General features: G+C 30.1%; 19 protein-coding genes. All 19 read left to right on the forward strand.

What is annotated here, in order from left to right:
* Window positions 1–252 (forward strand): 16S rRNA (cytosine(1402)-N(4))-methyltransferase (gene mraW / locus HMPREF0629_RS04210; RefSeq protein ID WP_039856617.1); only part of this gene is annotated, 252 nt, incomplete at its 5' end.
* A gap of 9 nt (window positions 253–261) precedes the next feature.
* Complete coding sequence (locus tag HMPREF0629_RS04215) at window positions 262–669, forward strand: septum formation initiator family protein (protein ID WP_009222115.1); 408 nt, start codon at window positions 262–264, stop codon at window positions 667–669.
* Window positions 670–677: 8 nt separating this feature from the next.
* Window positions 678–2,978, forward strand: a complete 2,301-nt coding sequence (locus tag HMPREF0629_RS04220; protein ID WP_255263827.1) for a penicillin-binding transpeptidase domain-containing protein — start codon at window positions 678–680, stop codon at window positions 2,976–2,978.
* 21 nt (window positions 2,979–2,999) lie between these two features.
* Window positions 3,000–3,959, forward strand: coding sequence for a phospho-N-acetylmuramoyl-pentapeptide-transferase (mraY, locus tag HMPREF0629_RS04225; protein WP_009222117.1), 960 nt, complete (start codon window positions 3,000–3,002; stop codon window positions 3,957–3,959).
* A 9-nt stretch (window positions 3,960–3,968) separates the two neighbouring features.
* Entirely contained in the window at window positions 3,969–5,285 is a 1,317-nt protein-coding gene (murD, locus tag HMPREF0629_RS04230) for a UDP-N-acetylmuramoyl-L-alanine--D-glutamate ligase (RefSeq protein WP_009222118.1), read from the forward strand.
* Window positions 5,285–6,394 carry an FtsW/RodA/SpoVE family cell cycle protein gene (locus HMPREF0629_RS04235; RefSeq protein ID WP_009222119.1) on the forward strand — a complete coding sequence of 370 codons (1,110 nt, stop codon included), beginning with the start codon at window positions 5,285–5,287 and terminating at the stop codon, window positions 6,392–6,394. The genes murD and HMPREF0629_RS04235 overlap by 1 nt, the downstream gene beginning before the upstream one ends.
* Complete coding sequence (gene murG / locus HMPREF0629_RS04240) at window positions 6,395–7,486, forward strand: undecaprenyldiphospho-muramoylpentapeptide beta-N-acetylglucosaminyltransferase (protein WP_009222120.1); 1,092 nt, start codon at window positions 6,395–6,397, stop codon at window positions 7,484–7,486.
* A complete protein-coding gene (locus tag HMPREF0629_RS04245) occupies window positions 7,486–8,307 on the forward strand; it encodes a cell division protein FtsQ/DivIB (protein WP_009222121.1) in 822 nt (273 codons plus the stop codon). Before murG ends, HMPREF0629_RS04245 begins: the two co-directional genes overlap by 1 nt.
* Window positions 8,308–8,422: 115 nt before the next feature.
* Window positions 8,423–9,505, forward strand: a complete 1,083-nt coding sequence (ftsZ, locus tag HMPREF0629_RS04250) for a cell division protein FtsZ (RefSeq protein WP_036728950.1) — start codon at window positions 8,423–8,425, stop codon at window positions 9,503–9,505.
* 45 nt (window positions 9,506–9,550) lie between these two features.
* Complete coding sequence (nrdR, locus tag HMPREF0629_RS04255) at window positions 9,551–10,009, forward strand: transcriptional regulator NrdR (protein WP_009222123.1); 459 nt, start codon at window positions 9,551–9,553, stop codon at window positions 10,007–10,009.
* Window positions 10,010–10,013: 4 nt separating this feature from the next.
* Entirely contained in the window at window positions 10,014–11,318 is a 1,305-nt protein-coding gene (locus HMPREF0629_RS04260; protein WP_009222124.1) for a replication-associated recombination protein A, read from the forward strand.
* Window positions 11,319–11,492: 174 nt separating this feature from the next.
* Window positions 11,493–12,971, forward strand: a complete 1,479-nt coding sequence (locus HMPREF0629_RS04265) for a C69 family dipeptidase (RefSeq protein ID WP_009222125.1) — start codon at window positions 11,493–11,495, stop codon at window positions 12,969–12,971.
* A gap of 138 nt (window positions 12,972–13,109) precedes the next feature.
* On the forward strand, window positions 13,110–14,498 hold the full coding sequence (gene asnS, locus HMPREF0629_RS04270) for an asparagine--tRNA ligase (RefSeq protein ID WP_039856620.1): 1,389 nt from the start codon (window positions 13,110–13,112) through the stop codon (window positions 14,496–14,498).
* Window positions 14,499–14,507: 9 nt separating this feature from the next.
* Complete coding sequence (gene leuS / locus HMPREF0629_RS04275; protein ID WP_009222127.1) at window positions 14,508–16,919, forward strand: leucine--tRNA ligase; 2,412 nt, start codon at window positions 14,508–14,510, stop codon at window positions 16,917–16,919.
* A 93-nt stretch (window positions 16,920–17,012) separates the two neighbouring features.
* Window positions 17,013–17,888: a YicC/YloC family endoribonuclease gene (locus HMPREF0629_RS04280; protein WP_009222128.1), complete on the forward strand. Its 876-nt coding sequence runs from the start codon at window positions 17,013–17,015 to the stop codon at window positions 17,886–17,888.
* A gap of 19 nt (window positions 17,889–17,907) precedes the next feature.
* Window positions 17,908–18,153, forward strand: a complete 246-nt coding sequence (locus HMPREF0629_RS04285; RefSeq protein ID WP_009222129.1) for an extracellular matrix/biofilm biosynthesis regulator RemA family protein — start codon at window positions 17,908–17,910, stop codon at window positions 18,151–18,153.
* Window positions 18,154–18,158: 5 nt separating this feature from the next.
* Window positions 18,159–18,776, forward strand: a complete 618-nt coding sequence (gene gmk / locus HMPREF0629_RS04290; RefSeq protein ID WP_009222130.1) for a guanylate kinase — start codon at window positions 18,159–18,161, stop codon at window positions 18,774–18,776.
* Between the two features lies 1 nt (window position 18,777).
* A complete protein-coding gene (rpoZ, locus tag HMPREF0629_RS04295; protein ID WP_039856623.1) occupies window positions 18,778–19,143 on the forward strand; it encodes a DNA-directed RNA polymerase subunit omega in 366 nt (121 codons plus the stop codon).
* Window positions 19,136–20,329 carry a bifunctional phosphopantothenoylcysteine decarboxylase/phosphopantothenate--cysteine ligase CoaBC gene (coaBC, locus tag HMPREF0629_RS04300; protein ID WP_039856851.1) on the forward strand — a complete coding sequence of 398 codons (1,194 nt, stop codon included), beginning with the start codon at window positions 19,136–19,138 and terminating at the stop codon, window positions 20,327–20,329. Before rpoZ ends, coaBC begins: the two co-directional genes overlap by 8 nt.
* Window positions 20,330–20,349 lie beyond the last annotated feature (20 nt).

A 20,349-nucleotide genomic window follows, 5' to 3' on the forward strand; every position in this document is an offset into this window, starting at 1 on the left:
ATTGACAGATTAAATCCAGGTGGAAGAATAGCTGTAATATCATTTCATTCTCTTGAAGACAGGATAGTTAAAGAAACATTCAAGTATTATTATTTAGATTGTATTTGTCCTGAAAAGGCTCCAGTATGCAACTGCGGTAAAAAACGTGAAATTGAAATAATAACAAGAAAGCCTATAGTTGCTTCTGAAAAAGAACTAATAGAAAATAACAGAGCACATAGTGCAAAATTAAGGGTTGCAGAAAAATTATAGAGGTGTAAAATGTTTAAAGTAAAAAATGATTTTAAAATACAGAAAAATAAAATAAAAAAAATTAATAGAGCCTCAAAAAGACCTTTATATATAACTCTTATTATTGTTATGATGGTTGTATGTGCATCTACATTAACTTATGCACAACTTTCAAGTTTAGATAAGAAAATTATGATACAACAAAAGGAAATTTCGGAACTTAAAAAGACTAAAATGTCTTTAATAGGAGAGGTAAAGGGAATAAAAAGCTCAACTGAAATACAAGATGAAGCAATGTACAAATTAGGTATGATTTATCCTAAAGAAAATCAAATTGTTTATGTAGATATAAGTAAGGACCAAAAACAAAAAGATGTAAATAACAACGTATTTTTAAGTCCTATTATTTCTGTACTTAAATCATTTACTAAAGATTAGGAGGAATCATGAACAAAAGAATGAAATTAACAGAGCCTGAAAAGAAAAATAAAGTAGAGAATAATTTGTCGAAAACTGCGAATAAAAAGGTTTTTTTTCTACTTTTCTTTTTGGGTTTTTTGTTTATAGCGATAGTATTAAAATTATTATATATTAATGTATTTCAAGGTGAAGACCTGACAAGAAAAGCGTTGAATCAGTTGACTAAGACTGAACTTGTAAGAGCTGACAGGGGAATAATATATGATAGAAATAAGAAAGAACTTGCAGTAAATGTCACCAAAGCAAATGTATTTTATAATATGAATTTTGAAAAAAGTGAATCTCAAAAGACAGAAGAATTTAATATTTATAAAAGAGCTGTATTGGAAGAGGCGTCAGAGAAAATAGCAACGGTGTTGGAAGTTAGCAAGGAAGAAATTTTGGATATTATGGTTGGCGATAAAATTATAAAAATAGCTTCAAATATTTCAAGAGAAAAAGCTCTTGAATTAAAAGATTTAAAAATACCGAGACTTTCAATAGAAGATGTTGCAAGAAGATTTTATCCTTATGATGCTATTGCCAGTCATGTTATCGGATTTATAAGTGATGATGGAGTTGGTCAATATGGTCTTGAAGCTAAGTATGATGATGAATTATCTGGAATAGCAGGAAAAAATATATCAATAAAGAATAATTCATATACTCAAATTCCTTTGACAGATGAAGAAAATTATGCACCAAAAGAAGGGGCATATCCGGTGCTTACATTGGATGAAACAATTCAACAATTTGCAGAAGAAGCTGCATTGGACGCGAGAATAAAACACAATGCGGATATGGTTTCCATTATAGTTCAAAATACGGTTACTGGCGAAATCCTTGCTATGGCTAATAATAGAAGTTATAATGCAAATAATCCTAAGGCACCGGTAGGGGAAGAACAGGAAAAAATTTGGCCTAATTTAAGTAAAGAGGAAAAAGCGGAATTATGGTTTGAAAATTGGACAAATTTTTGTGTGAGTTCTCAATATGAGCCGGGTTCTGTTATGAAAGTAATAACTGCAGCAGCGGCTCTGGAAGAAAATACAACAAGTCCTTTAAAAATATATTATTGTCCACCTGTTTTGCCGGGTACAAAAATAATTTGTAATACTAAAAATATAGGAAATAAAACTATGGAACAGGCGATGGCGGAAAGTTGCAATATTACATTTGTAAAGATTGGTAGAGAGCTTGGTGCTGAAAAACTATTAAAATATATAAAAGCATTTGGTTTTGGAGAAAAGACAGGCATAGATTTACCGGCAGAAATCAAAGGACAAATTCCGGCAAATGCTAACGAAATAGGAGATATAAGACTCGCTACATTGAGTTATGGACATGGAATAGCGGTGACTCCTATTCAACTTATAAATTCAGTGTCTGCAATTGTAAATGGAGGAAATTTAAATACACCTAAAATAGTCGATAGATTTGAAGATAAAAATGGAAATGTTATTAAAAAATTTAAGACTGAGTTAAAGAGAAAGGTGATATCTGAAGAAACATCAAATACTATGAAGAGATTGATGAAAAAAGTAGTTGATGATGGAACAGGAAGACTGGCAAGAGTTCCCGGATATCAAATTGGAGGAAAGACAGGTACAGCATATATACCATCAAAAGATGGAGGATACGAAGATAATTATATATCTTCTTTTGTAGGGGTTGCGCCTATAAATGATCCTAAGATAACAGTACTTGTTGTTATGCAAAGACCGAGAGGAGATTTTTATGCTGCAACTGTAGTTGTACCGGCAGCTCAATATGTGTTAAAAAATACTTTAGAATATTTAAATATTCCAAAGACAGAGAAAATTGACACATCTGATAACAGAAATATTGTAGAAGTTCCTGATGTAACAGGATTGTTGTTATCGGACGCAGGTAAAAAAATTGTAGATGTGGGATTACAATTTAATGCAAATATAAATAATATTTCTAACGCTTCAATAGTTATGAAACAATATCCGGAAGCTGGAGCCATGGTAAATCTTGAAACAATAGTAGATTTAAGTGTAAATTCCAATATTGAAGAAGATAAAGTTATGCCAAATTTAGTTGGTAAGACCGAGAAGGAATTAAAGACTATTTTAAAAGATTTAAACGTGGAGTATAATATAAAAGGCACAGGTGAAGTGACATATCAATCTGTAGGACCTAATAGTAAAATCAACAGTAATACTTTTGTAGTATTTACTATGTCGATTTCTCCTACAGATGAAAATATCAGAGAATCTAAAAATGATGAAAATAACAAAAAGAATTTGAATAAAGAAAAGTAATTAAAGTTAGGAAGTGTATTTATGCAGGAAAGTAGAATCCTGATTAGTTTAATTTTATCAATGCTTATATCGTTAATGTCAGGGAAAATTGTAATACCGGAGTTAAAAAAGTTGAAAGCAGGTCAAAGTATTAGAGAAGATGGTCCACAAAGTCATTTGGTAAAAGGTGGAACGCCTACGATGGGCGGAGTAATGTTTTTAATTACTATATTAATTATGGTAATTTTATCCAAAGATAAAAGTCTTGAAATTGTAATGCTTTTATTTTCAACTTTTGCATTTGGTTTGGTAGGATTTATAGATGATTATATTAAGGTTGTAAAAAAGAGAAATTTAGGATTTACTGCAAAACAAAAATTAATCTGTCAAATTTTGGTAGCTTTAATAATATTGTTTTATCAATATAAAACTCCGGAACTTAATACAAATATAATAATTCCTATATTAAATTTGAACATAAACATAGGATTATTATATATACCATTTATTGTATTTGTCGTAGTTGGAACAGTTAATTCGGTGAATTTGACAGATGGATTAGATGGTCTTTCCAGTGGAATAACTATAATTTGCTTAGGTTTTTTCGCTGTTGTTGCACATAAACTCGGAAGAACAACAGTGGAACTATTTTGTATATTGCTAATAGGAGCTTTATTAGGCTTTCTATATTATAATAAATATCCGGCAAAAGTATTTATGGGAGACACAGGTTCTCTTGCATTGGGCGGAGCAGTTAGTGTCGTTGCAATACTGTTAAATTTACCTTTAATACTTCCTGTAGCGGGAGGTATATATTTTATAGAAACTCTATCTGTAATAATACAGGTAGCATCATTTAAACTTAGAGGCAAAAGAGTATTTTTGATGTCACCGCTTCACCACCATTTTGAACAAAAAGGTTGGAAAGAAACCAAGGTAGTAGTTGTATTTTATGCTGTGGAATTAATATTGTGTTTAATTTCATATAAAATGTTATTTTAGGAGATAATTATGTACGAATATAAAAATATATTAATTTTTGGGCTAGGAGTTACAGGCGAATCCGCATTGAAATGTATGAGTAATTTTGAGTGCAATTTATACGCCTATGATGAAAATGAAGACAATTTAAACAAAGATTTTGAAATAGACTTTAAAATTTTCAATAAAAAAGATATTGATAAAATTGATTTGATAATAAAGAGCCCGGGAATAAATCCTAAAAATGAAATTTTAATGCTTGCTAATGAAAAAAATATTAAAGTTGTATCAGATATTGAAGTTGCTTATGGGATTACTAAGTGTAAAAATTTAATAGCAATAACAGGAACGAATGGAAAGACAACAACAACTTCATTAACTTATCAGATATTAAACAGTGATAGAAAGACATACTGTGTAGGAAACATTGGAAAGGGAATTTTAGATATAGCTCTTGAAGCTGAAGAAGATGATTATATAGTTATTGAGGCAAGTTCGTTTCAATTAGAGTATACTTATGATTTCAAACCGATAGTTTCGGTTATAACAAATGTTACAAGCGACCATTTAGACTGGCATGGGAATATTTCTAATTATAAAAATGCTAAATATAAAATATTTAAAAATCAAAATGAAGATGATTACACTATATTCAATTATAGAGATCAGAATTTAAAAAGTTTAAGTTTCGATAGAGATATATATTATTTTTCACTTGAAGATTCCGGGAAGCTTGGTACATTTGTAAAGGAAGGCGGTATTTACTTTAGAAGTAAAGATTCTACGGAATTTATAATGTCTGTGAATGATATAAAAATTCCGGGAGTACATAATGTAGAAAATGTACTTGCATCAACAGCTATCGCAAAATCTCTTGGAATAAAAAATGAGGTCATAAAAAAGTCTATTTCTAATTTCATGGGAGTGGAACATAGAATAGAATTTGTAAGAGAGTTAAATGGGGTAAAATATTATAATGATTCTAAAGGAACTAATCCGGATTCTACAATTATGGCAATTAACGCTATTGAAAAAAATATAATTTTAATAGCAGGCGGATATGATAAGAAAGCTGATTTTTCAGAGATGCTTAATATAGGGCTTGGCAAAGTAAAAAAACTTATATTACTTGGAGAAACAGCAGATATATTGCAGAAAATATCAAAGCCGTTAGGCTATGAAATATATATGGTTAATGACTTAGATAAGGCGGTTATGCTTTCTAATAGCATAGCATCTAGTGGAGATGTTGTATTGTTGTCACCGGCATGTGCATCGTGGGATATGTATACTTCCTATGAAAAAAGAGGAGAACATTTTAAAAAATTAGTAAATGAGTTGATATAATGAAAAAATATAAAAACAAATTAAAATCTATGGATTTTCCGTTAATAATAATTTTGATACTTTTAGTATTTTTTGGTCTTATTGCAGTAACAAGTGCAAGTTACCCTGAAGGTGTAAAAAATTTTGACGGCGATGGGTTTTATTTTGCAAAAAGACAATTAATATTTTCTATACTTGGATTTATCGGAGTTATTGTTGTTTCAAAATTACCAAGAAAAACAATCCGAAATTTATCTGGGATTGGTTTTATAGTGGGGATTTTTTTGATTTTTGCATTATGGACTCCTCTTGGCTGGGGGAAGTATGGACAGATAAGATGGATAAGAATTCCGAGTTCATCATTTAAATTTCAACCATCAGATATTTTAAAAATAACATCTATTGTGTATATGGCGAAGCTTCTTGATATTAACAAAAAAAATATGGGAAATAGTTATACATTTTATTCATTAGTATTAATCATGGCAATATCAGTTGTTCCGATAATGTTGAAAGACCTTTCAACAGCTGTTGTAATAGGAATATCATTATTTTCTATGTATTTTGTAGGGGGAATAAAGTCTCATCAATTTGTGACATTACTTGGCATTGGGGGAGCATCAATTGTGCCGATGATAGTTTTATTTCCGTATAGAATAAAGAGAATGTTTTCGTTTTTTACAGATAGCGGAACATTAACAAAAGATAAATATCAAATAACACAATCATTGTATGCGATAGCTATGGGCGGATTTGGAGGAGTAGGATTGTTTCATTCAAGACAAAAATATTCTAATGTACCACTTGCATATAATGACTTTATTTTTCCTATTATTTGTGAAGAGTTCGGTATCATAGGAGCCATATTTTTGATTTTTTTGTTTTTTATGTTAATATATAGAGGATATTTGATTGCATATAAGGCAAAAAATTATTATGATAAATATGTAGCAGTTGGAATTACGACATATATCGGAATACAGGCAATATTTAATTTGGGAGTTGGCTGTGGATTATTTCCGGTTACGGGTATAACACTTCCATTTATTTCTTATGGAGGAACATCATTAATGTTGACTATGATTTCAATAGGTTTGCTACTTAGAATTTCAAGGGATGTGGAAGAATAAATGAAATACATTTTATCCGGTGGAGGAACCGGAGGACATATTTATCCGGCACTTGCGATAGCAAATGAATTAAGAAAAAGAAATAGGGATAATGAAATATTGTATGTAGGGAAAGAAGGAAGTCTTGAAGAAGAACTTGTAAAAACATATGGTATTGATTTTGAACCGATTCACATAGAAGGATTACCAAGAAAAAAAATAAATAAGCAAACTTTTATTACAATGTTGACTCTCTTTAAGGGTTTAAGAGAATGCAATAAAATAATAAAAAAATTTAAGCCGGATGTTGTAATAGGTACCGGAGGTTATGTTTGTGCTCCGATAGTTTTAAAAGCTCAGCAAAAGAAAATAAAAACTGTTATTCAAGAACAAAATGCATATCCGGGAAAAACAAATAGACTTTTGGCTAAAAAGGCAAATCTTGTTTCACTTAATTTTGAAGAAGCTAGAGAATATTTGAATACTGATAATATAATTATAACCGGAAATCCTGTAAGAGATGACTTTGAAAATATAGATAGAGAGAATGCGAGAAGAGAACTTGGAATTTTAGATAGTGAAAAATTTGTTTTATCATTTGGAGGTAGCGGAGGACAAGAATCTACAAATGAAGCTGTTATTGATATAATAAAAAGTAAAAAGGATATAAACTTTAAATTTATGCACATAACAGGAAAAACTCACTATAATAAATTTATGGAAAATTTAAATAAAAATAATATTTCTGAAAACATAACGATATTAAATTATTCATATGAAATTCCAAAATTATTAATGGCAAGTGATCTTGTAATTGCAAGTTCAAGTGCAATGACACTTGCTGAAGTGTCGGCGGTTGGAATTGCAAGTATTTTAATTCCAAAAGCATATACTGCAGGGAATCATCAAGTTTTTAATGCTAAAAGCTACGAGAATAAAGGTGCTTCAAAAGTTATATTAGAAGAAAATTTAAACGGAGATATTTTATATAATAATATAGTTGAACTGATTTCAAATGATAATTTAAGAAATGGGATGGCATTGAATTCAAAAAAAATCGGGAATATTGAAGCTGTAAAATTATTGGTAGATAAAATAGAAAGTTTAAAATAATGAATAACGGAAATAGAAAAAAGAAAATTATAAAGCGTAGAAAGAAAAGGCTTTTGATAAGAAAAATAGTTTCTATAATAATTTTGTTTAGTATAATAATATTTTTTATGCTAAAATTGGGAGTATTTAATGTAAGATCAATTAATATAAAAGGGGCATCAGAAGCAAAAGAGTCTGAGATAATAAAAAAGTCTGAATTTAAAGTTGGAGAAAATTATTTTTCTGTAAATAAAAAAGATAGAATTAAAAATATAAATAATATTCCGATAATTAAAACTTCAAAAATTTCTTTTTCATTATCAAGGCGTGTAACTATTTCAGTTTATGAAAGAAAACCGATTCTACAAATAGAAAATTATATGGATTATTATTTGCTTGATGATGAATTTAGAATTATTGGAATAAAAAATGAACCATTACAAAATATTGTAGAACTTACCGGAATAGATGAAAAAGATTTAAAACTTGGAAAGTTTTTATACGCTAAAGATGATCAAACTAAAAATTTTATAAAAAAGCTTTTTGATGAAAAAGAAATTTTTCAAAATTTGAAAAGTGTAAATATAAGTTCTAATTCTATTAGGTGTATAAATAAGGATAATATTGAAATTAAATTTGGAGAACCTACTAATCTTGATTACAAATTTAAGATGTTAGGACAAGTATTGGAAGATATTAGGAAAACAAATAAAAGAGCCACTTTAATAGATATGAGTAAAGGAGATAATATTATAGTAGAAATAGAAAGTGATTATTCAAATGGTAATGATAAAAATGACAAAGATAATTTTGATGAAAATTTAACGGAAAGTGAAAATTAACGATGTTTTTTTATAATGAAGTGTTTAGATATTGACTATTTTACAATTTATTTATAAAATACTATTATAGGTTTATTATGATGAATAAGTAATTTATTATATAAGGAGGATGTTTATGTTGGATTTTGATATGGATCATGATGATTTTGCCAAGATAAGGGTAGTTGGCGTTGGTGGCGGCGGAAATAATGCTGTTAACAGAATGATAAATGCCGGAGTTAAGGGAGTAGAATTTATTGCTTTTAATACAGATAGACAAGCATTAAAAAATTCTCTTGCAGAAAGTAAAATTCAATTAGGAGAGAAAGTAACAAAAGGGTTAGGTGCAGGTGCCAATCCTGATGTTGGAGAACAATCTGCAGAAGAGTCTCGTGATGAAATAAGAGCATGTCTTGAAGGTGCCGATATGGTATTTATAACTGCCGGAATGGGCGGTGGAACCGGTACTGGAGCAGCTCCTATAATTGCGGATGTTGCAAAAGAATTAGGATTACTTACAGTTGGTGTAGTAACAAAACCTTTTGCCTTTGAGGGTATAAAGAGAGCAAAATTTGCAGAGAGAGGAATTAACGCATTAAAAGATAAAGTAGATACATTGGTTATTATTCCAAATGATAGACTCCTTTCAATTTCAGATAAAAAGACAAGTTTTTCAAAAGCTTTTGAGATGGCGGATGAAATATTAAAACAAGGTATACAAGGTATATCAGATTTAATTTCGGTACCTAATCTAATAAATCTTGACTTTGCGGACGTTAAGACAATTATGTATGATAAAGGTATTGCTCATATGGGTATAGGTGTTGCATCCGGGGACGATAGAGCTACTGAAGCTGCTAAACTTGCTATAAATTCTCCTCTACTTGAAACTTCTATTCAAGGAGCAAAATCTGTACTTCTTAATATAACAGCAGGAAATGATCTTGGAATTTTTGAAGTTAATGAAGCTGCAGATTTAATTCGTGACTGTGTAGATGAAGATGCAAATATTATATTTGGAGCAGGAATTGATGAATCACTTAAAGATCAAATAAAAATTACAGTAATAGCTACTGAATTTGATCAATATAAAGAAGATAAGGGAAAAAAATTCCCAGGTCTTGATATTAGTGGCAGATCTGATTCTAAAGATTCTGTAAAAAATTTTGAAGATGGAGAATTAAAAATCCCTTCATTTTTAAGAACAAAGAAAAACTAATTAATGCCTCATCATTTGATGAGGTATTTTTGATGAGGTGATAATATGAAGTGTCCATATTGTGGGTATTCTGAATCTAAAGTTGTAGATTCAAGACCGACAGACGAAGGCAGTACAATAAGACGTAGAAGAGAATGTATAAATTGTAAGGGAAGATTTACAACTTATGAGAAAATTGAAGAGACACCTATAATAGTTGAAAAAAAAGATGGAAATAGACAGAGCTTTGATAGAAATAAAATAGTTCATGGAATAATAAAATCATGTGAAAAAAGACCTGTATCAATTGAAAAAATAGAAGCTGCAGTAGACAATATAGAAAAAAAGATTCAAAATTCATTAAAAAAAGAAATTACAACTACTGAAATCGGTGAAATGGTAATGCAGGAACTAAAAGAACTTGATGAAGTTGCCTATGTTAGATTTGCTTCTGTATATAGGCAATTTAAAGATGTAAATAGTTTTTTTGATGAACTGCAAGATATAATAAGCAAGAAGAAGTGATTTTATGGATTTATTTACTTTAAATATGCAGGAAAATTTAAAAACAAATGCACCGCTTGCAGAAAGACTAAGGCCAAAAAATCTAAATGAATTTTTTGGACAGAAACATCTTGTCGGTGAAGGAAGATACTTAAGTAGAATTATAAAATCGGACAGAGTATCTTCGATGATATTTTATGGACCGCCCGGAGTTGGGAAAACAACTCTTGCAAGAATAATTGCAAATACCACAAAAAAAAGATTTGTTCAAATTTCAGCTGTAACATCAAATATAAAAGAATTAAGAGAAGTGTTAAATGAAGCTGAAGAATTTTTAAAATATGAAAATAAAAATACTATACTGTTTATAGATGAAATTCATAGATTTAATAAAACTCAACAAGATGCTCTTCTTCCTTTTGTTGAAAAGGGAATTATAATTCTAATAGGAGCTACAACTGAAAATCCTTACTTTGAAGTTAATAAAGCATTAGTTTCCAGGTGCCAAATATTAACACTTGAAGCTCTTTGTCAGGAAGAATTAAGAGAACTTATAATAAAAGCTTTAAATGATGAAAATGGTTTCGGTAATTTAAATATAGAAATAGATGATGCTGCAATTAATTTTTTGATAAATAATTCTTCAGGTGATGGGAGAAATATTTTAAATTCTTTAGAAATAGCAATTTTATCTACAGATATGGTTGATAATAAGATAAAAATAGATATAGATATTATTAAAGATTGTTTACAAAGTAAAAACATAAATTATGATAAAAATGGAAATGAGCATTATGATACTGCATCAGCTTTTATAAAATCAATTAGAGGATCTGATCCTAATGCTGCACTTTTTTACCTTGCAAAGATGATAGAGTCAGGAGAAGAACCTAAATTTATAGCAAGAAGATTAATAATATCCGCATCAGAAGATATATCAAATGCGGATCCTATGGCGCTTGTAGTTGCAGTAGCGGCATTTAATGCAGTTAATATGGTTGGATTTCCGGAAGGCAGAATTATTTTAGCACAAGCAACCACATATCTTGCTACAGCTCCAAAATCTAATAGGGCATATCTTGGAATTAATTCGGCTATTAATGATGTGAAATATGGAACAAATTTTTATATACCGATGTATCTAAGAGATAAGCATAGTCCAGATATAAAAAAAGAAGCTATATATAAGTATCCTCATGATTATGAAAATAATTATGTAGAGCAACAATATCTTCCAAGTGAATTTGTAGATAGGATTTATTATGAACCATCTAACAATGGATATGAGAAAAAAATAAAAGATTTTATGGCTAAACTTAAAGATAAATAAGAAAAAAATAGAATTAGAAATTGTGTTTTTCAATCAATTTGATTATGGAATAGAGCATAAATATTTAAAACATAGCATTGTGTTTTTTAATAAATATTTATGCTCTTTTATATTTGATTAAATATTGCTATAATATTAACTAGGAAATCATTTTCGTAAGGAGGAATTATAATTATGAAGAAAAGAATGTTATCTTTGTTATTGGCACTTATTATGATATTAAGTGTTGGTAATAGTGCACTTGCCTGTACAGGAACTTATGTAGGAAAAGATGTATCTAAGAATGGTTCTACTTTAATTTGCAGAACAGAAGATATAGGTGGAGGACATCCGAAAAGTTTTGTTGTATATCCGGCTGCAGATCATAAAGACGGTGAAATGTATGAAGATCAAATAACGGGGTTTAAATGGCCTCAAGCTATGCATACTTATCAATATTGTGCAGTTCCTGATTCAGATGGCTATGATGATGATGGTATTTATGACGAAGTTGGTTATAACGAAAAAGGAGTTGCAATATCTGCAACAGTATCTGCAGATTATAGAGAAGAAATTGAAAAAGTAGATCCTCTTATTGATACTGGTCTTAGAGAAGCAGACATAACTACATTAGTTCTTTCAAGATGTAGCACAGCTAAAGAAGGCGTTAAACTTCTTGGAGAAATAATTGATAAAGAGGGAGCTGCTGAATGTAACGTTTTAATGATAGCAGATCATAAAGAAGCGTGGTACATGGAAATAGTATCAGGACATCAATATGTTGCAATTAAATTGCCAACTGATGTTTGTGCGGTAATTCCAAATTGTTTATGGCTTGATTACGTAGATGTAAATGATACAGAAAATGTTATAGCATCTAAAGAATTAATTAGTATGCCTGAAAAACATAATTTAATAAAAAAAGTAAATGGAAAGTTTTCAGTGAGGGCAACTTATGCTCCTGAACTTCAAGATTATGATAGAGCAAGAGTATGGGGCGGACAAAATTTTCTTGCACCTTCAAAAAAATTGTCTTATGAAAGTAACTATAATTTATTTTTCAAACCGGATAAAAAGGTTTCTTTAAAAGATGTTATGGAATTACAAAAATATAGATATGAAGGAACTAAGTTAGATGGAAATAAGCCTGAAAATAAAGGCGTAAGAGTTATAGGAATAGAAAGACAAGTTGAGTGTCATATAATAGAATTAAAAGAAAATTTCCCTGCAAAAGTTCCTGGAATTTTATGGCTTGCTATGGGAAATGCGGAACACAATGTGTATGTTCCATACTTCCCTAATTTATCAAAAACTCCTGAGGCATATGCTAAAAAATCATCAAATTTTGATGATACACAGGCATATTGGGTATTTAGAGGATTATCTACATTAGCTGAATTAAATAGAGATAAATATGGAAAGAGTATTAGAGAATACTGGAGTAAGTATCAAGATAAATTAATAGAAGAACAAGATGCAAGAAATAAAGAATTTTTAGTTTTGTATCATCAAGATCCTAAAAGAGCAGTTGAATATGCAAATGAAATGGCAGAAAAGCTGGGAATGCAGGCTTTTAAAGATGCAAAATCAATGTACTCTGAGTTATTTAGATATGTTGCCGAAGATGTAGCAAGAACAGCTAAAAAGCCATTTGTTCCATCAATAGCTCAATAATGAAAAGATAAGGTCCTAAAGGGCCTTATTTTTATGTAAAAATACTTCTACAATTTGACAAACTGTTACAAAATGGCTATAATACAACCTATATATAAATTGAAAATAAAAAATAAAGTTGATATATTAGGAGGAATTATGAGATTAACTATTAGAGAAATTTTAGAAAACAGTCAAAAATTTATTGATAGAGATGTAAAAATTGAAGGATGGATAAAAACAAGCAGATCATCTAAAAATTTTGGATTTATAGAACTTACAGATGGTTCGTGCTTTGGAAGTCTGCAAATTGTATACGATGATAAGCTGCAAAATTTTTCTGAAGTTGAAAAATATCCCATAAGTTCTTCTCTTTTAGTAGAGGGAAAAATCGTGGAAAGTCCCGGAGCAAAGCAGCCAATTGAGCTACATGCAGTAAAAATTGAAGCTTACTGTGAATCTGACAGAGATTATCCGCTTCAAAAAAAGCGTCATACGATGGAATATTTAAGAACTATTGCACATTTAAGGGGAAGATCTAATACATTTAATGCAGTATTTAGAGTTAGATCTATTCTTGCGTTTGCAATACACAAATTTTTCCAAGAAAAAGGATTTGTTTATGTAAATACTCCACTTATAACAGCATCAGATGCAGAAGGGGCAGGAGAGATGTTTCAAGTTACAACTCTTGATTTAAAAAATATTCCTTTAACTGAAGATGGTAAAGTTGATTTTTCGAATGACTTTTTTGGAAAATCAACTAATTTAACTGTATCTGGACAATTAGAGGCTGAATCATTTGCTTTAGCATTTGGAAACGTGTATACTTTTGGACCTACTTTCAGAGCTGAAAATTCAAATACAGCAAGGCACGCTGCAGAATTTTGGATGATAGAACCGGAACTTGCATTTGCAGATCTTGAAGAAAATATGAGAATTTCAGAAGAAATGTTAAAGTATATAATTAAATATGTACTTGATAATGCAAAAGATGAAATGGAGTTTTTTAATAGCTTTATTGATAAGGGACTTTTTGAGAGACTTAATAATGTTGTAAATTCTGATTTTGGTAGAATTACTTATACAGAGGCTATAGAAGTATTAAAAAAATCAGGACGTGAGTTTAAATATCCTGTTGAATGGGGAGTTGACTTACAGACTGAGCATGAGAGATATTTGACTGAAGAAGTATATAAAAAGCCTTTATTTGTAATAAACTATCCAAAAGAGATAAAAGCTTTTTATATGAAAGAAAACGAAGATAAAAAAACGGTAGCTGCAATGGATCTTCTTGTACCCGGAGTTGGAGAAATAATTGGAGGTTCTCAGAGAGAGGATAGACTTGAAGTATTAGAAGAAAAAATGAAAAATATTGGAATGGATATGGACACATATAAGTGGTATTTAGATCTTAGAAGGTATGGTAGCGCTCAACACTCAGGATTTGGACTTGGATTTGAAAGAGCTGTAATGTATGTTACAGGTATGAGCAATATTAGAGATGTAATACCATTTCCAAGAACAGTTGGTTCTGCAGAATTTTAGGAGGAACAGATGAATAATTATAATCCAAATGAAATAGAAAAAAAATGGCAAAAGTTTTGGGATGATAATAAAACTTATGTTACAAAAAATGAATTTGACAAGGAAAAATTTTATGCATTAGTAGAATTTCCATATCCTTCAGGACAAGGACTTCATGTAGGACATCCAAGACCTTATACTGCACTTGATATTGTTGCAAGAAAAAGAAGATATGAAGGATATAATGTTTTATATCCGATGGGATGGGATGCATTTGGACTTCCAACTGAGAATTTTGCCATTAAAAATAAAATTCATCCTGCGAAAGTTACTAAACAAAATGTAAATAGATTTAAGAAACAGCTAAAATCAATAGGATTTTCCTTTGACTGGTCAAGGGAAGTTAATACAACAGATCCTAAATATTATAAATGGACTCAATGGATATTTTTACAACTTTTTAAAAGAGGGCTTGCATATAAAACTGAAATGCCTGTAAATTGGTGTCCTTCATGTAAAGCGGGACTTGCTAATGAAGAAGTAGTTGGCGGTAAATGCGAAAGATGCGGTCATGAGGTAGTTAGAAAAGTTAAAAGTCAATGGATGCTTAAAATTACTGATTATGCACAAAGACTTTTAGATGATCTTGAAGAAGTAGACTATATTGAAAGGGTTAAGACTCAACAAAAAAATTGGATAGGCAGAAGTGAAGGAGCTGAAATTAAATTCAATATTGCAAATTCAGATGATTATCTTGAAGTTTTTACAACGAGACCTGATACTATTTTCGGAGCGACATATATGGTAATAGCTCCGGAACATCCATTAATTGAAAAATATATTGATAGAATTAAAAATTTAGAGGCAATAGAAACATACAAGGAAGAGTGCTCCAAAAAATCTGATTTTGAAAGAACAGAGCTTTCAACTGAAAAAACAGGAGTAGTAATAGAAGGACTATATGCTATAAATCCGGTGACTGAAGAGCAAATTCCTATTTGGATTTCGGATTATGTATTAATGAGTTACGGTAAAGGTGCTATAATGGCAGTTCCGGCTCATGATACAAGAGATTATGAGTTTGCAAAGAAATTTGATCTTAATATAGTTCCTGTAATTGATGGTGGAAATGTCGGACAAGAAGCTTTCATAGATACTGAAACAGGAATTATGATAAATTCTGGATTTTTAAATGGAAAATCAGTTAAAGATGCCATTGATTCAATGCTAAAGTGGATTGAAGATAAGGGAATAGGACATAGAAAAATAAACTTTAAGTTGCGTGATTGGGTATTTTCAAGACAAAGATACTGGGGAGAACCAATACCTTTAATATATTGCGAAAAGTGCGGTTGGGTTCCGGTTCCTGAAGCTGAATTACCTGTTTTATTACCTGATGTTGAAAACTATGAGCCTACAGATAATGGAGAAAGTCCTCTTTCTAAAATTGATAGTTGGGTAAATACAACATGTCCTCATTGTGGAGGCTTTGCGAAAAGAGAAACGGATACTATGCCTCAATGGGCAGGAAGTTCTTGGTATTTTTTAAGATATACAGACCCTGATAATGATATGGAGCTTGCATCAAAAGAAGCACTAAAATATTGGACTGCAGTTGATTGGTATAATGGAGGTATGGAGCATACAACTCTTCACCTATTATATTCAAGATTTTGGCATAAATTTTTATATGATATAGGAGTTGTTCCTACCAAAGAACCTTATAAAAAGAGAACATCTCACGGAATGATTCTTGGGAATAATGGTGAAAAAATGAGTAAGTCAAGAGGTAATGTAATAAATCCTGATGATATAATTAGAGATTATGGTGCGGATACTCTTAGAACTTATGAAATGTTTATAGGAGATTTTGAAAAGAACGCTCCATGGAGTGACAATGGCGTTAAGGGATGTAGAAGATTTTTAGAGAGAGTTTGGAATCTTCAGTCTATTTTAAATAACGGTGAAGATTATAGTAAGAGTCTTGAGTCCAGTATCCACAAGGCTATAAAAAAAGTTTCGCATGATTATGAGAACTTAAAAGCAAATACGGCAATAGCAGCATTAATGAGTTTATTAAATGAATTTAATGAAAATAAGAGTATCACTAAAAAAGATTTAAAAACATATTTAATACTTTTAAATCCAGTTGCTCCACATATAACAGAAGAATTGTGGGAAATTACAAATCTTGGTGGATATCTAAATCAAGCTAGATGGCCTGAGTATGATGAAGCAAAGACTATTGATGATAGTATTGCGCTTCCTGTTCAATTTAACGGCAAGGTTAGGTACACAATAGAGATTCCAAGGGATGCTAATATAGATGTTGCAAGGCAGATTGCTATGCAAAATGAAGTTTATAGAAATTATACTGACGGAAAGAATATTGTGAAGGAAATATATGTTCCGGGTAAGATTTATAATATTGTAGTAAAATAAAAAGAGAATCTGAAAAGATTCTCTTTTTTTGTCTTGTTTTTATGGCAAATCTATCAGAAATAAAGTATAATACTATAAAATGGGGTGTTATAAATGAATAGCATGACAGGATATGGAAGTGGAATAGCTTCTAATGAAAGATTCAGCATTAAAGTAGAAATGAAGTCTGTAAATAACAGATATTGTGATATATCAGTAAGACTTCCTAAAATATTATTTGCTCTTGAAGAAAGAGTTAAAAAATCTATAAAAGACAGTGTAAATAGAGGAAAGATTGATGTATTTATAAATCTTGAATACATTAATTCTACAGATGTTAAAATAGAAGTAGATACTGCTTTAGCTAAACAATATTATTTAGCTCTTACAGAACTTAAAAATGAGCTTAATATTAGTGATGATATATCTCTTAGGGATATATACTATATGCAGGGAGTTCTTGTAAATAAAAACAATGAAGAAGATATAAATGAATATTCAAAGATTTTGGATGAAGCATTAAATGAAGCTTTGACTAATTTTATTTCAATGAGAAATATAGAAGGAGAAGAAACAAAAAAGTTTTTTATAGAAAGAATTTCAGATATTGAAAAAATTTCCGCAATGATTAAAGAAAGAGCACCGATAACTTTAAAAGAAAATACAGAAAAGTTGAGGGAAACAATAGAGTCTAATGTAGATATTAAAAATCTAGATTTACCAAGGCTTAGTACAGAGCTTGCAATAATGTGTGACAGGTTATCTATTGACGAAGAAATTACAAGAGTTTTTTTACATCTTAAACAATTTAATAAAATAATCAATTTGGATGGAGCTATTGGAAGAAAACTTGATTTTTTAGTTCAAGAATTAAATAGAGAAGTAAATACAATAGGTTCTAAATCAACGGATATAGATACATTAAATTGTGTAGTTGAATTGAAATCCGAAATAGAAAAGATAAGAGAACAAATTCAAAATATAGAGTAGGAGTTAAAAAATAATTAAAATGATAAATATAGGCTTTGGAAATATTATTAATGAAAGTAGAATTATAGCGGTAATCGATCCTGATTCTGCTCCAATAAAGAGATTAATATCTGAAAGTAGAGATAAGGGGTTATTAGTAGATTCGACTTATGGACGAAAGACAAGATCTGTTATAATTATGGATACAAGTCAGATAATTCTTGCTTCTATACAACCGGAAACAATAGCGGCAAGGATAAGTGAAGGAAAAGTTAAGGAGGATTGATTTTTTTGTCAGCAGGTTTTTTATTAGTGTTATCAGGACCTTCAGGAAGTGGAAAGGGTACAGTAAGTCAAGCACTTATGAGTAGAAATAATAAGATATCCTTTTCTACATCGGTTACTACAAGAACTCCTAGACCAAATGAAGTTAATGGAGAAAATTATTTTTTTACTACTATTGAAGAATTTGAAGATATGGTAAAAAATGATGAACTTCTTGAATATGCTTTTGTACATACAAATTATTATGGAACTCCAAAAAAGTTTGTATTTAGCGAAATAGAAAAAGGTGAAATAGTTCTATTGGAAATAGATGTTCAAGGAGCATTACAAGTAAAAGAAAAATATAAAGAGGCAGTATTTATATTTTTACTTCCACCGACAATGGACGAATTAAAAAGTAGACTTATAAAGAGAGACACAGAGACGGAAGAAGAAATCAATACGAGATTTAAAAATGCATTTAGAGAACTTGACTTTGTCGGTGAATATGATTATTTTGTTGTAAATAATACAGTTGAACAAGCTGTTATAGATATAGAAAACATAATTGAAGCTGAAAAGCTTAGAGTTAAAAGACATAAAGATATAAAAAAAGAAGTAATGAAAGAAAAGAAAGGTGAGTAAAATGATAATACCTTCATTTAATAAAATAAAAAATGTAACAGATAGCAGATATTCTTTAGTGGTACTAGTTTCTAAAAGAGCAAGAAAAATTGTGGACGGTTCAGCTCCACTTGTTAATACTGAGAATGAAAAACCGGTATCAATAGCTATTGAAGAAATAATGGACAAATCTATTTTGTTTGGGGAGCCTATGTCAGATCGTGCTTATAACAAAAAAATAGAGGATGAAAAAGTGCATAAACTCGAAATTCTTAAAAATAGCAGAATGAAAAAAATGAAAGATGAATATGAAGAAAATTCTAAAATAGAAGATGAGATTAATGATGAAGAAGTTAATTTTAAAGAGAGTATGAGTGAAAATGCTTAAAAATAAAAATATATTACTTGGAGTTACAGGAGGTATTGCTGCATATAAGGCACCATCTATTGTAAGTAATTTGCGAAAACAAGGCGCTAATGTAAAAGTTGTAATGACTAAAGCTGCATGTGAATTTGTAACTCCACTTACATTTCAGACAATGTCCAATGATATAGTACATGTAGATATGTTTAAACAACTTTCAAATATGGATGTTGAACATATTTCTCTTGCAAAGTGGGCAGATATAATTGTTGTTGCACCGGCAAGTGCAAATACGATTGCAAAGTTTGCAAATGGTATTTGTGATAATTTACTGACTACTATATTACTTGCAAGTCGCTCAAAAGTGATGATAGTCCCTGCTATGAATACATTTATGTTAAATAGCCATGCCAATAGAGAAAATATGAAAAAATTATCAGATAGAGGTGTGATGATACTTGACACTCAAAATGGTGTATTGGCATGTAATGATGTTGGGGATGGAAAAATGTTAGAGCCGGCAGAGATTATTGATGAAATAGATAGTGCTCTTACGGAAAAAGACTTAGAAGGAAAAAGATTTGTAATTACAAGTGGCGCTACTATTGAACCTATAGATCCCGTTAGATATATTACAAATCATTCAAGCGGTAAAATGGGTTATGCTCTTGCTAAGCAAGCTAAGAAAAGAGGAGCGGATGTAACTCTTATTTCAGGTTCTGTAAGTATAGAAGCGCCTAAGGTTGATAATTTTGTTAAGGTATCTACGACTCAAGATATGTTCAATGCAGTTGAAAAATATTTTGATAAGTGTGATGTTTTAATAAAAGCAGCAGCCCCTGCAGATTATAGACCTAAAAAGTATAGTGAAGAAAAAATAAAGAAAACGGCACAAAAGGATTTGGAATATATTGAGCTTGTTCATAATATAGATATAGCAAAACATTTTGGAAATAGCAAAAAGAATCAAATTGTTGTGGGTTTTGCAGCAGAGTCAAATAATGAGATAAATTATGGAATCGGCAAGCTTAGAAGTAAAAATTTTGATATTATTGTTGTAAATAATATAAAGCAAGCAGGAGCAGGATTTAGAACTGATACTAATATCGCCAGTATTATTGATAGAGATGAAAATGTAGAAACTCTGGGTTTAATGACAAAGACTGAACTTGCAAATGTAATATTAAATAAGGTTAGAAAATTATTTTAAGCAAGAGAAAATCTTGCTTT

Source organism: Peptoniphilus sp. oral taxon 386 str. F0131 (genome assembly GCF_000090945.1).
Taxonomy (GTDB): Bacteria; Bacillota; Clostridia; order Tissierellales; family Peptoniphilaceae; genus Anaerosphaera; species Anaerosphaera mikwangii.

Coding starts and splice junctions, on each gene's coding strand:
- HMPREF0629_RS04260 (WP_009222124.1), top strand. CDS start 10,014: ATGGATTTATTTACTTTAAATATGCAGGAAAATTTAAAAACAAATGCA.
- HMPREF0629_RS04215 (WP_009222115.1), top strand. CDS start 262: ATGTTTAAAGTAAAAAATGATTTTAAAATACAGAAAAATAAAATAAAA.
- mraY (WP_009222117.1), top strand. CDS start 3,000: ATGCAGGAAAGTAGAATCCTGATTAGTTTAATTTTATCAATGCTTATA.
- murD (WP_009222118.1), top strand. CDS start 3,969: ATGTACGAATATAAAAATATATTAATTTTTGGGCTAGGAGTTACAGGC.
- HMPREF0629_RS04280 (WP_009222128.1), top strand. CDS start 17,013: ATGAATAGCATGACAGGATATGGAAGTGGAATAGCTTCTAATGAAAGA.
- ftsZ (WP_036728950.1), top strand. CDS start 8,423: ATGTTGGATTTTGATATGGATCATGATGATTTTGCCAAGATAAGGGTA.
- rpoZ (WP_039856623.1), top strand. CDS start 18,778: ATGATAATACCTTCATTTAATAAAATAAAAAATGTAACAGATAGCAGA.
- nrdR (WP_009222123.1), top strand. CDS start 9,551: ATGAAGTGTCCATATTGTGGGTATTCTGAATCTAAAGTTGTAGATTCA.
- murG (WP_009222120.1), top strand. CDS start 6,395: ATGAAATACATTTTATCCGGTGGAGGAACCGGAGGACATATTTATCCG.
- HMPREF0629_RS04285 (WP_009222129.1), top strand. CDS start 17,908: ATGATAAATATAGGCTTTGGAAATATTATTAATGAAAGTAGAATTATA.
- leuS (WP_009222127.1), top strand. CDS start 14,508: ATGAATAATTATAATCCAAATGAAATAGAAAAAAAATGGCAAAAGTTT.
- HMPREF0629_RS04220 (WP_255263827.1), top strand. CDS start 678: ATGAACAAAAGAATGAAATTAACAGAGCCTGAAAAGAAAAATAAAGTA.
- coaBC (WP_039856851.1), top strand. CDS start 19,136: ATGCTTAAAAATAAAAATATATTACTTGGAGTTACAGGAGGTATTGCT.
- HMPREF0629_RS04265 (WP_009222125.1), top strand. CDS start 11,493: ATGAAGAAAAGAATGTTATCTTTGTTATTGGCACTTATTATGATATTA.
- HMPREF0629_RS04245 (WP_009222121.1), top strand. CDS start 7,486: ATGAATAACGGAAATAGAAAAAAGAAAATTATAAAGCGTAGAAAGAAA.
- asnS (WP_039856620.1), top strand. CDS start 13,110: ATGAGATTAACTATTAGAGAAATTTTAGAAAACAGTCAAAAATTTATT.
- HMPREF0629_RS04235 (WP_009222119.1), top strand. CDS start 5,285: ATGAAAAAATATAAAAACAAATTAAAATCTATGGATTTTCCGTTAATA.